Origin of the sequence: Vibrio comitans (assembly GCA_024346835.1) — a bacterium.
Taxonomy (GTDB): Bacteria; Pseudomonadota; Gammaproteobacteria; order Enterobacterales; family Vibrionaceae; genus Vibrio; species Vibrio comitans.
The window spans coordinates 2784038-2797724 of sequence record AP024866.1 but is presented as its reverse complement, the minus strand read 5'-3'; the positions used below and the strand labels follow the sequence as shown (position 1 = coordinate 2797724).

Here is a 13687-nt window from a genome sequence, read left to right as displayed (position 1 = left end):
ACAATGGCATTATGGGGCGGTAGATTTACCCAAGCAGCAGACACTCGGTTTAAACAGTTCAACGATTCACTTCGCTTTGATTACCGATTGGCTGAGCAAGACATTGTAGGTTCGATCGCTTGGTCTAAGGCTCTGCATTCTGTTGATGTCCTGACCGAAGAAGAACAGCAGAAGCTCGAACTAGCACTCAATGAGTTGAAGCTTGAAGTGATGGAGGATCCAGAGCAGATCCTTCATTCTGACGCCGAAGATATCCACTCTTGGGTAGAACAGCAGCTTATTGGTAAGGTCGGCGATCTCGGTAAAAAATTGCATACCGGTCGTTCTCGTAATGATCAGGTAGCAACAGATTTAAAACTCTGGTGCCGCCAGCAGGGCAATCAACTACTGATTGCTTTAGATAAACTGCAAACCAAGATGGTTTCAGTGGCAGAGCAACACCAAGGTACTGTTTTACCTGGCTACACTCACTTACAACGTGCACAGCCAGTGACATTTGCTCATTGGTGTCTCGCCTATGTTGAGATGCTTGAACGTGATTACTCAAGATTAAGTGATGCAATCAAACGTCTTGATACTTGTCCTTTGGGCTCTGGTGCTCTTGCGGGTACCGCTTACCCAATGGATAGAGAGCAGTTAGCGCATTCTCTTGGCTTTCGTCGTGCCACTCGTAACAGTCTAGATTCAGTATCAGACCGTGATCATGTGATGGAGCTAATGTCTATCGCATCACTCTCTATGCTGCACCTGTCTCGTCTAGCTGAAGATATGATCTTCTACAACTCAGGTGAGTCCAACTTTATTGAATTAGCCGATACAGTGACCTCTGGTTCATCGCTGATGCCTCAGAAGAAGAACCCTGATGCGCTTGAGCTTATTCGTGGTAAGTGTGGTCGTGTTTATGGCTCTTTGGCTGGCATGATGATGACGGTTAAAGCTCTACCACTGGCGTACAACAAAGACATGCAAGAAGACAAGGAAGGGCTATTTGACGCCTTGGATACTTGGAATGATTGCATGGAAATGGCTGCACTGTGCTTTGAAGGGATCAAGGTTAATGGTGAGCGTACTCTAGAGGCGGCTAAACAAGGCTATGCAAACTCAACTGAGCTTGCTGATTATCTAGTTGCGAAAGGTATTCCGTTCCGTGAAGCGCATCATATTGTAGGTGTGGCGGTAGTTGCTGCTATTTCTAAGGGGTGTGCGCTCGAAGAGCTTACTCTTGAAGAGTTGAAACTGTTCTCAGACGTCATTGAGAATGACGTTTACGATATTTTGACCATTGATTCTTGTCTTGAAAAGCGCTCCGCTCTTGGTGGCGTGAGTCCGAAACAAGTAGCCTACGCGGTAGACCAAGCACAACAACGTTTAGAGCAAAGAGATACCTCTGGCGTGAAAGTGCGTGCGGCTCGCTTAACGGATATCGATACCCTAGAAGGTATGGTGGCTTATTGGGCTGGCCTTGGTGAGAACTTGCCTCGTAATCGTAGTGAACTGATTCGTGATATCGGCTCCTTTGCAGTAGCAGAGCATCATGGTGAAGTCACCGGGTGTGCCTCACTGTATGTCTATGACTCAGGGCTAGCTGAGATTCGCTCTCTTGGCGTAGAAGCTGGCTGGCAAGGTCAAGGGCAGGGTACTGCAATCGTACAGCACCTTGTGGATCGTGCACGTCAAATGGCCATTAAGAAGGTCTTTGTACTGACTCGTACTCCTGAGTTCTTTATGAAGCACAGCTTTATTCCGACCTCGAAGATGCTATTGCCTGAGAAGGTACTAAAAGATTGTGAGCAATGTCCTCGCCAGCACGCTTGTGATGAAGTGGCTCTAGAGTTCAACCTTAATGAGCAAGTGATTGTTAAGGTGAACGTAGCTTAGGATTTAAGTGAAAAAATCCAATTAAAAAGGAACTCATTTAGAAAGGCAGGGTCTATTACTGTACCACTGCTTTTCTTAGACAGATTCTAAGACGGCCCTTGAACAATGATCGTTCAGGGGCCTTTTGTTTTCTGCTCACCTCATTATACCTATCGTAGTAAATAACTGCCCATCCTAGCTTGTTATCCAGCGTTTTTACTGCGCTATTTCTGACTACTTACTCACTGTGATTGGTATTACTCAAATTCCGAACTTTTGGCATCAAATGCCTATCCCTTTACCTTGATATTTCTCTACAATGCTCCTTTCGCTTTAAACAGAAGGACAGGTCATGATCGAACGTCAACAAACCAAGCAACGTATGAGCCGCATTGTAAAACATAACGGTACAATTTATCTGTGTGGTCAGGTGTGCGCCGATGCTACCAAGGGCATTACCGAACAAACTCAAACTATGTTGGACAAGGTTGAGGAGTTATTGCTTGAGGCTGGAAGTGATAAAGAAAACATGCTTTCAGCAACCATCTACGTGAAAGATATGCAGTATTTTCAAGAAATGAATGCAGTTTGGGATGCGTGGGTACCTGAAGGCCATGCACCGGCGAGAGCTTGTGTCACTGCGGATATGGCAAGAGAGGCTTTGCTGGTGGAAATTTCGGTGATTGCCGCTGAAAAGTAAAAAACCTGCGACACTTGTTGAATGCCACAGGCTAGAAGAGCTTAAAGGGAAGAGTGATTAACAGCCTGGACCACAGTCTAGGCAGTGTTTAATCATCTCTGGGCCTAGATGCAACTTAGCGTTTAGGCCTCTAAGTGCGGTACGAACACCTTCCTCAATTACAGGGTGATAGAAAGGCATGTCCAGCATTTGTGAAATGGTCATCTTGTTCTGATGCGCCCAAGCAAGTAGATGTGCTAAGTGCTCTGCATTTGGTCCCATCATCTCAGCTCCCAGGAAACGCCCAGTACCTTGCTCACCATAGACATTTAAGATGCCCTTGTTGCGGAGCATAACGCGAGAACGACCTTGGCCTTCAAAGGATACGGTTCCAGTTTCAAAGCAGCCACAGGTTCCTAAACGCTGTGAGATTTGACGAAATGATTCTCCTACCATGGCAATCTGTGGATCCGTGAAAACCGCCGATATAGTGGAGCGACGCAGGCCAGCTCTAATATCCGGGTAGCGTCCTGCGTTATCACCTGCGATACGGCCTTGATCGGCAGCTTCGTGAAGCAGTGGGATCTGGTTACTTGCATCACCAGAAATAAAAATGTTCTCTATCGAGGTCTGCATTGTGTATGGGTCAGCAGTAGGCACGCCCTTGGCATCCAACTCAATTGGTGTATTTTCTAACCCTAGACTATCAACATTCGGACGACGGCCAGTAGCAGCCAAAACGAAATCCACTTCAAAGCGTTCTGTTTCACCCGAGCGGTTGATGAAGTCGATCTCAACTTTGTCTTCATTACGAACCATTCTCTCTACTTTTACATCTGCATCCAGATAGAACTCTTCTTGAAAGCTCTTGCCTGCGTATGCCATTACTTCTGGGTCGGTTAATGGGCCAACTTGTCCACCCACACCAAATACCTTCACTTTAACGCCTAAGCGGTGCAGAGCTTGGCCTAGTTCTAGGCCGATCACACCTGGGCCAAATACAGCCACTGATTGAGGTAGGTCATCCCAATCAAAGACATCATCATTGATGACTAATCTGTCGCCTAGTTCATTCCATACTGCTGGATAAGCGGGTCTTGAACCAGTTGCAATGACAATGCGCTGGGCATTGATTTGAGTGTGGCCATCTACAACGAGCGTTGAGTTATCAATAAATTGTGCGTAACCGCGAATTTTATCTTCTGCAGGTATCTCATCTACACTCTCAAGTACAAACCCAACAAAGCGGTCGCGTTCGCTTTTGATGCGCTGCATTACCTGCTTGCCATCAATACGGATATCGCCTTGCGGGTGCACGCCAAATTGTGGCGCTTTCTCAATCTGATGCATGCTCTCAGCAGCTGCAATCAGTAGTTTAGAGGGCATACAGCCTACTCGTGCGCAGGTTGTACCGTAAGGGCCACCTTCGATCATTACGACCGAGTCTGTGTGAGCTTTAGCCGCACGGTAAGCCCCAAGGCCTGCTGTACCACCACCAATTACCGCTACGTCGACGTTTAATGACTTCATGGAACCCCCCTAATATTCGCTATAAGCTCATATAACCAAGTGTTCACTCATAGTTAGGCAAACTTTGCTCGATTTCACTTGGGTATATCAACTAGGCCCGCCGTTTGCGGGCCGTATATTAAATTGCACTTACTTAGCAGTTGCTTACGCTAGGTATGTTTCTAACTCTTCGCTACCACCGATGTGCTTACCACCGATGAAGACTTGTGGCACTGTAGAGCGACCAGTGATTGCTCGTAGTGATACGGTAGTTGCATCTTTACCCAATACGATCTCTTCGTACTGAAGACCCTTGTCGATCAGATTTTGTTTCGCTTTTACACAGAAAGGGCAACCTGGCTTGGAGAATACTGTGATTGACTCTTGAACTTTGTATTCAGGGGCAATGTAGTTAAGCATAGTATCTGCATCAGAAACTTTGAACGGGTCACCTGGTTCGTTTGGCTCAATGAACATTTTGTCTACAACGCCGTTTTTAACCAGCATGCTGTAGCGCCATGAGCGTTTGCCGAAGCCTAGCTCTTTCTTATCAACTAGCAGACCCATACCATCAGTAAAGTCACCGTTACCGTCTGGGATGAAGCGAATGTTTTCCGCCTCTTGGTTTTCTTTCCAAGCGTTCATAACGAACGTATCGTTCACTGATACACAGACAATTTCATCAACGCCGTGCTCTTTGAATACAGGGAACAACTCGTTGAAACGAGGTAGATGGCTAGATGAACATGTTGGAGTAAAAGCCCCTGGTAGGCTGAATACAATAACGGTTTTATCTTTAAAGATGTCGTCAGTGGTTACTTGAGTGAATGCGTCACCAACGCGAATTGGGAATGTGACTTGTGGTACAGGCTGACCTTCTTTAGATGCAAACATTGTGTTGTCCTTTTAAATTTTTAAGTTAGGGACTTAGCCCTTTCTGTTTTGTTGAAGCCATTATTAATGATTTCTTTTGATAGATATAACCGTTTGATGCTATTGTTTCAATAGGTAAATATTATCGAGATCATAGAAATGAACATTAGAGATTTTGAATATTTGGTGTCTTTAGCTGAGCATAAGCATTTTCGAAAAGCCGCAGAGGCGTGCTTTGTCAGTCAACCGACCTTGAGTGGACAAATCCGCAAACTAGAAGATGAATTGGGAACCGCTTTACTGGAGCGCAGTAGTCGCAAGGTGTTGTTTACCGATGCTGGATTGCTATTGGTGGAACAGGCCAAAAAGATACTGTCTGAGGTAAAGCAATTCACAGAGATGGCGAGTGCCCAAGGAGACTCGATGGAGGGGCCGATACATATAGGCTTTATTCCTACAGTAGGCCCATACCTGATGCCAATGATAGTTCCAAAGATAAAGCAAGATTTTCCAGACCTAGAACTGTTCCTTTATGAGGCGCAAACCCATCAATTGGTAGCACAATTAGAAGAAGGGAAGTTAGACTGCCTTATTTTGGCTGCGGTAAAGGAAACTGAGCCCTTCAAAGAGCTCGAGATCTATGAAGAGCCGCTGATGATTGCAGTTCCAGAGAATCACCCGTGGGGAGGACTGTCGAGTTTTGATATGCAAAAACTCAATGGTAATACTGTGCTTTCACTGGGGGATGGGCATTGCTTGAGAGATCAGGCTTTAGGATACTGCTTTGCAGCAGGTGCTGAAGATGATCATCGATTCAAAGCAACCAGCTTAGAGACATTGAGAAATATGGTAGCTGCGGGCAGTGGCATTACCTTGTTACCTGAACTTGCCGTACCGCGCGAAAAATCTAAGGATGGGGTGAGTTATATTCCAGCTGAAAATCCAACGCCATGTCGCAAATTAGTGTTGGCTTATCGTCCTGGTTCACCATTCAAACCAAGATTTGAATCTCTGGCCCGCTACATCTCAGACTGCTTGAACTAAAAAAAGACCCGGCCAAATTGGCCGGGTCTTTTTTTATTGTTGGTTAGAACAAGCTTCCACTCTCTTCGCTATCCTCATCATCTGAGGCGCCACTAGAGAAGATATCGTCTCCATATAGGCTATTGCTAGAGTTGTCTGGTTCGTATTCCGTTGGTGCTGTGCCCTGCAAGAAGTACTCAAAGCGAGATGTTTCATCGGCTTTTTGAGTCAGTAATCCAGAACTGCGATCAATACGTGCCTGAATAATCTTGCGTGGTACACGTTTGCGTTGTACTGGTGTGTCTTCTAATGCGACTTTCATGAAGTCTACCCATGCTGGTTGGGCTGTTCGTGCGCCAGCTTCACCACCAGATACTTGGCTTTTACCTAGGTTAGTGTTTTTTTCGGTACGGCCAAGATTACGGTCATGACTATCGAATCCAACCCAGGTTACAGCAACTACGTTTGGACCATAACCGCTATACCATGCATCTTTCGAAGAGTTAGTCGTACCTGTTTTGCCGCCAATATCTCGGCGTTTTAGCGCTTGAGCGCGGAAACCTGTACCGTTCCAGCCTGTGCCTTTAGACCAATTACCGCCACCCCAAACATTGCTGTACATCATTTCACGAACTAGGAATGCAGTTTGTGGAGTGATAACGCGAGGTGCGTAGCGAGGGGTGTCGTCTACCGATTCTACCTTCTCGCCTTCCTCATTGGTCAGTTCGGTAAGCTCAATGTCTTTGTTCTCTGCATACTCTGAAACATCGGTCACTAGCTCGTTGTCACAGTTCTTTTTACAGATAACCGTTGGATTTGCCTCGAAACGTACCTCTCCATATGGATTTTCAACGCGTTCGATGTAGAAAGGTTCTACATAGTAACCGCCATTGGCAAATACTGAGTAACCCTGAGCCATTTGTACTGGTGTTAAGCTACCTGCACCTAAGGCAATGGTCTCTGAGCGTGGAGTATTCTCTTTGGCAAAGCCAAATCGAGTGAGGTAATCACGTGTCTCATCAAGGCCAACAGAGCGTAGAACACGAACCGCCATTACGTTTTTCGATTGAGCAAGACCAATACGAAGGCGTGTTGGACCAAGGTAGGTTGGTGGTGAGTTCTTTGGTCGCCATGCGGTTCCTGCACTCTCATCCCATTGGTTAATAGGAGCGTCGTTGATCAAAGTGGCTAGAGTCATACCCTCATCAATCGCAGCGGAATAGATGAATGGTTTGATACTAGAGCCCACCTGACGTAGAGACTGCGTAGCACGGTTAAACTTGTTGTGTACAAAGTTAAAGCCGCCCACTAAAGAAGTCACACGACCTGATGTTGGCTCAATAGAGACCATCGCCGTATTCGCATTCGGGATCTGGCTCAATCGCCATACGATCGGTTGCTGTTCTTCTGCTGCTTCTTCCTCTGCTTCCGTTGTAGGGGCAGGGGTTAATGCGCGAGCAATATCAGTTGGGCGAACCCAGACTTGTTGACCTACTTCGACAATGTCAGAAGCACTTTTCGGTGCAGGGCCTTGGCGCTCATCTGTTTTGAAGCGGCGAGCCCAACTCATGCCATCCCATTCAATCGTTTGGTAGCCATGACTCTTAACATAAACCTGAGCTGTTTGGCCTTCCACTTTGGTCACTACTGCCGGACGCATAGCGCCGTAGCTAGGTTGAGAACGAAGGTATTGTTGAAGTTCGTCCTGAGCCATTGCGGTTGCAGATGGTTCCCAAGCAATTTTCTCTTCACCTCGATAACCGTGGCGCTCATCGTAGCTGATTAGGTTATTAACTGCGGCGATATTGGCAGCGTTTTGCAATTTAGAGTCAACGGTTGTGTAGATGCGCATGCCAGAGGTATAGGCTTCTTCTTCACCGAACTTCTTAACCATCCATGCACGAGCGATTTCAGCTACGTAAGGAGCTCTAACCTGAATCTCTGCACCATGAGCTTCACCAGTAAGATCTTCTGCGCGAGCGTCATCAAACTGAGCTTGAGTGATCTTGTTTTCTGCCAACATACGACCCAAAACGACATTACGTCGTGTGGTAGCACGATCGATAGAGTAGATAGGGTTCATGGTGGATGGGGCTTTAGGCAGACCGGCAATTACAGCGAGTTCGCCTAGAGTCAAATCTTTCAATTCTTTACCAAAGTAAACCTGCGCTGCCGCACCGACACCGTAAGAGCGGTGCCCTAGGTAGATTTTGTTCAGGTAAAGCTCAAGGATTTCTTGCTTAGTCAGCAGCTGCTCAATATGAACAGCGATAAAGATCTCTTTGATCTTTCGCATTATTTTCTTCTCGTTGGACAAGAAGAAGTTTCTGGCTAACTGCTGGGTAATGGTACTTGCACCTTGGCTGGCAGAACCTGTTGAGATAACTGCTACTGCGGCACGAGTAATACCAATTGGGTCAAAGCCAAAGTGTTCATAGAAACGGCTGTCTTCGGTGGCAATGACTGCGTCTATCAACTCTTGCGGTATTTCGTCCAGCTTGAGAGGAATACGGCGTTTTTCACCGAACTGAGCAATCAGTTTTCCATCGTGTGTATACACCTGCATCGGTGTCTGCAGTTCAACATCTTTCAACGTTGCCACGTCTGGCAATTGTGGTTTTAGATAGTAATAAAAACCAAAAATTGTACCTAGCCCAAGAACTATGCAAGCCAGTGCAAGGACCAATGTAATCTTTATGAACTTCACCCAAGTTTCCTTGTTTTTGGAAGATTGAAATTTGCTCAGTTTTATAACGAGCGTAAACAATAACTTAGTGTAACCCCTTTTTTAACCTGCTACCTATATTTTTGATCTTTATCGCATTTAATAGGGATTTGTATGCTTTATTCCACATATTCTGGCATTTCGGTGCGTCAAAATAATCTGGATTGTGTCGTGATCCGTCGCCGCAAAGCGGGTTGGAAAATAGACTCTTCGTTCACCTTTTTGCTGGAAGATAAACAAGACTGGAAAAGCACATGGGTAAAGTTAAAAAAGCGGTTACCTAGATGGCGAAATTGTGTGTCAATCAGCCTAAATTTTGAAGAGGTGTTAAGTAAAAGTTCTGTAATAAATGCATCGTTATCTGAAAACGAGACCCTAATGCAGGTTCAGGAGCAGCTATCTACCGCCATCACTAAAGAGGAGTTGGTTCATGACTATAGAAAAGGCCAGTTGTTGGATGGCGAGCAAAAGCTAGAACTCTACATCTGTAAAAAAGAAGCACTCACAAGCTTGATGAAACAATGCGAATTGTCGGTCGATGTTGTGGGTTGGGCATTGACCGATCTACGTACACTGAGCAATGAGGTGGAGGTGCACTGTGGGGGTAAAGCTGACGGCTTTATCGAAATAACGGAAAGCCGAATGATAGTGATATCACTCAATGAGCAGAGCCTGCCAATGGTTGTTGATATTACTGGACAGGATTTATCTGTATTTATTGAGAACTTAACTCATGCCTTTTCTAGTTTATCAATGAATTCGGAGGAGGAGAGCGTGACTTTACTGGTATATGGATGCACAGATAGGATTGCTGAGCTTAATAAGTGGTTCAACCATAGCCCCGATCTCAAGTTAATCGATGTATCGCATACTCTTATCGGTCAAAGCTTACCCTCGTTTACTGCAAGTTACCCTGCATTGGCGTGCGCATTGGGTGCTTATTGTTGGTCTAAGGCTTGTCAGTGATCAACCTGCTTCCTTGGCGAGAGCAACAAGCACGTTTGCAAAAATGGCAGTTTGTCACTCGAGTGAGTGCGCCAAGCTTAGTTGTCATCCTCGGGTTTATAGTGATTAACTTTCTCGAACGGCAGTATCAACATAATCTGGAAACTGAGCTTAATACCCTTCAATCAGAAGTGACGAAGGTAAAGCAAATTTACGCAGATGAAGTGGGAGAGATGAGTGAGCAAGCAATATGGCAACAGAGGCTTGTTCAATTACAAAACCAGTTGCGTCTTAGACAGTTGCCTTTACCCCTAGATGTGTTGCCTGAAAAATCTTCGGTCGAGGGCATCAGTTTATTAGCGCTTCATTGTCAGTTGCAACAATGCGTCATAGAAGGGAGTGTCGAGGCCGTTCATCAGTTGAGGCCATTTCTTGACGGCCTAGCCAGTGAACCTCAGGTGAGAAATCTACAGATTGAACACTTGATGCCAGTGACGACTGAAAAAGGTGAAAGCTCAAATCGGTTTAAAATTTCCTTTCAGCTAGGCAGTGATCCATTTTGAGTTGGCTATTTTTTTATGATTGGCAGCGATTATTTCAACTTCCTATAAAGTGGGTGAGCACCTTCGGTCTTGTTGTTGCGTTGATTATTGCTGCGGTTATATGGTTGGCTTGGGGGCAACATACCCAGACCATTCAGAGGCAATTACTTGACGAACTTGCTTTGCAGCAACAGAGCCACTTTATGTATTTAAGCAAACTGAAGCAGTTGGATGACCAGAAGATTGATTATCGAACTAGGTACTTAGAACAAGCAAACATCGGATCTAACCCGCTATCTAAAACTCAGGTGTTTAACTATCTATCATCAGGTTTGATAGGCTCATCGGTGAATGTATCTTCGTGGCGCTGGGAGCAAGAACAGAATAGTCAGCATCTAGTTTTAGACCTCAAAGGCACCTACCCAGAGATAGCACAGTTCTTGAGAATGACTCTTCGCTTTTCTGAGGTGGTCACCATCAAGGAAATGAGTCTTTCTAGGGACTCTGTTGATATAACCTTGATTGATGGGCGATTAATACTGGCCTTTTTTATCGCTGAAAGCGCCGAGTCGCAATAATATGCGCCTGTTTTATTTTTTTGTCATTTCCTTGTTTTGCGGACCATTCTCTTGGGCAGATGAACCTCAGTGGTTCTCTTCAATTAATGAGAAAGTCGAACCAATCGTCGAGTCTCGAGAAGTTGCCTCTCCGCTTAAAACTTTAGAACCCACCCGAGTATCAACTCCCGTCAGACTTGACTCTCAATTGTTTGCCATTAAATACGCTAAAGCATCGGATATCGCTTCTATTCTCGATCATCATCGCAGAGTAGGGACGGTTTCTGAGCTTGGTTTGATTGCGGTAGATGAAAGAACCAATGCTCTGTTGATCTATGATCATCCCGATAATCTGCAACGGATTACTGAGATTATTGATTCACTCGACATCCCCGTTAAACAAGTTCAAATAGAAGCGAGAATAGTGACAATCAATGAAGGAGAGTTAGATGAGATAGGCGTGCGCTGGGGATTTACCAATATTAACGTCGACTCAAAAATCACACCAAGCATCGAGGCTTCAAAAGGCAGTATGGAGCTTGAGGATCACCTAAATGTGAACCTTGGTTTGGCTAACCCCAATGCGTCAACCTTAGCTTTTCAACTGGCAAAGCTCGGGTCTGATACCCTACTGGATCTAGAGTTATCTGCCTTACAAGCGGAGTCTCGAGCGGAAATTATCTCTAGTCCTAGACTTATCACAACTAACAAGCAGCCAGCTTATATTGAGCAAGGCTCAGAGATTCCCTATCTTGAGGCTGCATCCAGTGGCGCAACATCAATTTCCTTCAGAAAAGCGGTGCTCAGTCTTAAGGTGGTGCCACAAATTACGCCAGACAATAAATTGGTTCTGGATCTGCATGTTACCCAAGACAGACCGGGTCAAGTGGTTAAAACAGGGATAGGCGAATCAGTTGCTATTGATACTCAGCGTATTCAAACACAAGTTTTGGTGAATAATGGTGAGACCATAGTGTTAGGTGGTATCTATCAAAAAACAATTACGCGCAATGTGGAGAAAGTTCCGTATCTATCTGATATTCCTTGGCTTGGTCGCTTTTTTAAGCGCACTTCAGACAAGTTCGGTCGTAGTGAGTTACTGATATTTGTTACGCCTTCGATCCTGTTTCCAAAAAAAGATAAAATATAATTTGCATTGTTGATGGCAAATCCAGATAATTTCGGGTCTTATCACGATTCATCTGTGAGGAACTTGGCGCCACTCATCAACCCTGACTTTTATAGCAGCGGCAGAGATGGCGATGTAATTTGACTTTAACGTTGTAAAATACTGCTGAACATGGCTGAGAAACGTAATATTTTCCTTGTTGGCCCAATGGGCGCCGGCAAAAGCACAATAGGTAGACACCTAGCACAACAACTTCATATGGAGTTTGTTGATTCTGATACGGTAATCGAAGAGCGCACTGGCGCTGATATCGCTTGGGTATTCGATGTGGAAGGCGAAGAAGGCTTCCGCAAGCGTGAAGAGGGTGTTATCAACGACCTTACCCAAGAACAGGGTATCGTTCTTGCGACTGGTGGCGGCTCAGTAATGAGTAAAGAAAACCGCAACCGTCTATCTGCACGTGGTGTAGTAGTGTATCTAGAAACTACTATCGAAAAACAACTTGCTCGTACGAACCGCGATAAAAAGCGTCCGCTTCTGCAAACTGATGAGCCTCGTGAGGTTCTTGAGGCTTTGGCTGCACAGCGTAACCCACAGTATGAAGAAGTTGCAGACTACACAGTTAAAACTGATGATCAGAGCGCAAAAGTAGTTGCAAATCAGATCGTTAAAATGTTGGAAGAGCGTTAATCTTCCAACGTTAATCTTACTGAGGAGTGCATCCCATGGAACGGATCACGGTAAGTTTAGGGGAGCGAAGCTACCCGATTTCAATTGGCGCTGGGTTATTGGGTGACCCAGCCCTCTTTTCAAGTCTTTTCCCATCATCTAAAGACCTATCACAACAACAAGTTGTTATTATCACTAATACAACTGTGGGTCCTTTGTACGCTGAAAAAGTTAAGCATCAATTCACTGAACTAGGGTGTAAAACTCGAGTACTTGAGCTTCCTGATGGTGAACAGTTCAAATCGTTGGAGACCTTCAACGATGTAATGAGCTTTTTGCTAGAGGAAAACTACAGCCGTGATGTGCTTTTGGTAGCACTGGGCGGTGGTGTCATTGGTGACTTAGTTGGCTTTGTAGCGGCATGCTACCAACGAGGCGTTGATTTCGTTCAGATCCCAACCACGCTATTGTCTCAAGTGGATTCTTCCGTTGGTGGCAAAACAGCGGTCAATCACCCCTTGGGCAAAAACATGATTGGTGCCTTCTACCAGCCTAAATCAGTGATCATTGATATTGATACCTTAGCCACCCTACCTGACAGAGAGTTTGCTGCTGGCATGGCAGAGGTTGTTAAGTACGGTATTATTATTGATAAGCCTTTCTTTGAGTGGATAGAACAGCATATACAGTCTTTAACTGCTCTGGAAAGCTCATCGATCACTAAAGCGATAGCAAACTGTTGTCAAATTAAGGCTGATGTTGTTGCTCAAGACGAAAAAGAGTCAGGTGTTCGAGCATTATTGAATCTGGGTCATACTTTTGGTCATGCTATTGAGGCCGAATTAGGATATGGTAAATGGTTGCATGGTGAGGCTGTTTCTTCTGGAACAGTGATGGCTGCAAGAGCCGCAGCTCACGCTGGTATGCTTGGTTCTATCGATGTAGATAGAATAAAATCACTACTGGAAGCCTGTCATTTGCCGGTTCATACACCTGAGAGCATGTCGGGTGAAGACTTCATGAAGCATATGATGCGAGACAAAAAAGTTTTATCAGGTCGTCTACGCTTAGTATTACCAGATGCAATTGGTAGCTCTAAGGTTGTAAGCGATATTGACCTAGACCATGTCTACCAAGCAATTGAGGACGGGCGAGAGTAAAGTAACACATAGGGATAGT

The 13687-nt window shown here is 45.2% G+C and carries 11 protein-coding genes and 1 pseudogene; 9 read left to right on the top strand and 3 right to left on the bottom strand.

What is annotated here, in order from left to right; all coding sequences use genetic code 11:
• Positions 1-3: 3 nt before the first annotated feature.
• Together argH and OCU46_RS12895 are read left to right on the top strand one after the other, a co-directional pair.
• Positions 4-1878 carry an argininosuccinate lyase gene (argH, locus tag OCU46_RS12900; protein WP_141271790.1) on the top strand — a complete coding sequence of 625 codons (1875 nt, stop codon included), beginning with the start codon at positions 4-6 and terminating at the stop codon, positions 1876-1878.
• A gap of 331 nt (positions 1879-2209) precedes the next feature.
• Positions 2210-2557 (top strand): RidA family protein, encoded by a 348-nt coding sequence (locus tag OCU46_RS12895; protein WP_141271791.1) that lies wholly within the window; start codon positions 2210-2212, stop codon positions 2555-2557.
• A gap of 57 nt (positions 2558-2614) precedes the next feature.
• On the opposite strand, the gene OCU46_RS12890 is transcribed toward OCU46_RS12895, so the two are convergent.
• Both OCU46_RS12890 and OCU46_RS12885 read right to left on the bottom strand, forming a co-directional pair.
• Positions 2615-4066: a dihydrolipoyl dehydrogenase gene (locus OCU46_RS12890; RefSeq protein ID WP_141271792.1), complete on the bottom strand. Its 1452-nt coding sequence runs from the start codon at positions 4064-4066 to the stop codon at positions 2615-2617.
• Positions 4067-4210: 144 nt separating this feature from the next.
• A complete protein-coding gene (locus OCU46_RS12885; protein WP_141271793.1) occupies positions 4211-4939 on the bottom strand; it encodes a glutathione peroxidase in 729 nt (242 codons plus the stop codon).
• A 138-nt stretch (positions 4940-5077) separates the two neighbouring features.
• Between OCU46_RS12885 and oxyR the strand changes: the two genes are divergently transcribed.
• Positions 5078-5962, top strand: a complete 885-nt coding sequence (oxyR, locus tag OCU46_RS12880) for a DNA-binding transcriptional regulator OxyR (protein ID WP_141271794.1) — start codon at positions 5078-5080, stop codon at positions 5960-5962.
• Positions 5963-6005: 43 nt separating this feature from the next.
• On the opposite strand, the gene OCU46_RS12875 is transcribed toward oxyR, so the two are convergent.
• Positions 6006-8648 carry a penicillin-binding protein 1A gene (locus OCU46_RS12875; RefSeq protein ID WP_141271795.1) on the bottom strand — a complete coding sequence of 881 codons (2643 nt, stop codon included), beginning with the start codon at positions 8646-8648 and terminating at the stop codon, positions 6006-6008.
• A gap of 132 nt (positions 8649-8780) precedes the next feature.
• Here OCU46_RS12875 and OCU46_RS12870 point away from each other — a divergent pair, with 132 nt between their 5' ends.
• The 6 genes and pseudogenes from OCU46_RS12870 (at position 8781) to aroB (ending at position 13668) form a co-directional block, all read left to right on the top strand.
• Positions 8781-9632, top strand: coding sequence for a hypothetical protein (locus OCU46_RS12870; RefSeq protein WP_141271796.1), 852 nt, complete (start codon positions 8781-8783; stop codon positions 9630-9632).
• On the top strand, positions 9629-10174 hold the full coding sequence (locus OCU46_RS12865; RefSeq protein WP_141271797.1) for a hypothetical protein: 546 nt from the start codon (positions 9629-9631) through the stop codon (positions 10172-10174). Before OCU46_RS12870 ends, OCU46_RS12865 begins: the two co-directional genes overlap by 4 nt.
• Complete coding sequence (locus OCU46_RS12860; protein WP_141271798.1) at positions 10171-10731, top strand: hypothetical protein; 561 nt, start codon at positions 10171-10173, stop codon at positions 10729-10731. The genes OCU46_RS12865 and OCU46_RS12860 overlap by 4 nt, the downstream gene beginning before the upstream one ends.
• A gap of 175 nt (positions 10732-10906) precedes the next feature.
• Positions 10907-11860 (top strand): annotated as a pseudogene (gene pilQ / locus OCU46_RS12855) (type IV pilus secretin PilQ); the annotation flags it as partial.
• Positions 11861-12010: 150 nt separating this feature from the next.
• Positions 12011-12529 (top strand): shikimate kinase AroK, encoded by a 519-nt coding sequence (aroK, locus tag OCU46_RS12850; RefSeq protein WP_141271800.1) that lies wholly within the window; start codon positions 12011-12013, stop codon positions 12527-12529.
• Positions 12530-12564: 35 nt separating this feature from the next.
• Complete coding sequence (gene aroB / locus OCU46_RS12845; RefSeq protein WP_141271801.1) at positions 12565-13668, top strand: 3-dehydroquinate synthase; 1104 nt, start codon at positions 12565-12567, stop codon at positions 13666-13668.
• Positions 13669-13687: the final 19 nt, after the last annotated feature.

Coding starts and splice junctions, on each gene's coding strand:
- oxyR (WP_141271794.1), top strand. CDS start 5,078: ATGAACATTAGAGATTTTGAATATTTGGTGTCTTTAGCTGAGCATAAG.
- OCU46_RS12895 (WP_141271791.1), top strand. CDS start 2,210: ATGATCGAACGTCAACAAACCAAGCAACGTATGAGCCGCATTGTAAAA.
- OCU46_RS12870 (WP_141271796.1), top strand. CDS start 8,781: ATGCTTTATTCCACATATTCTGGCATTTCGGTGCGTCAAAATAATCTG.
- OCU46_RS12885 (WP_141271793.1), bottom strand. CDS start 4,939: ATGTTTGCATCTAAAGAAGGTCAGCCTGTACCACAAGTCACATTCCCA.
- aroB (WP_141271801.1), top strand. CDS start 12,565: ATGGAACGGATCACGGTAAGTTTAGGGGAGCGAAGCTACCCGATTTCA.
- argH (WP_141271790.1), top strand. CDS start 4: ATGGCATTATGGGGCGGTAGATTTACCCAAGCAGCAGACACTCGGTTT.
- aroK (WP_141271800.1), top strand. CDS start 12,011: ATGGCTGAGAAACGTAATATTTTCCTTGTTGGCCCAATGGGCGCCGGC.
- OCU46_RS12890 (WP_141271792.1), bottom strand. CDS start 4,066: ATGAAGTCATTAAACGTCGACGTAGCGGTAATTGGTGGTGGTACAGCA.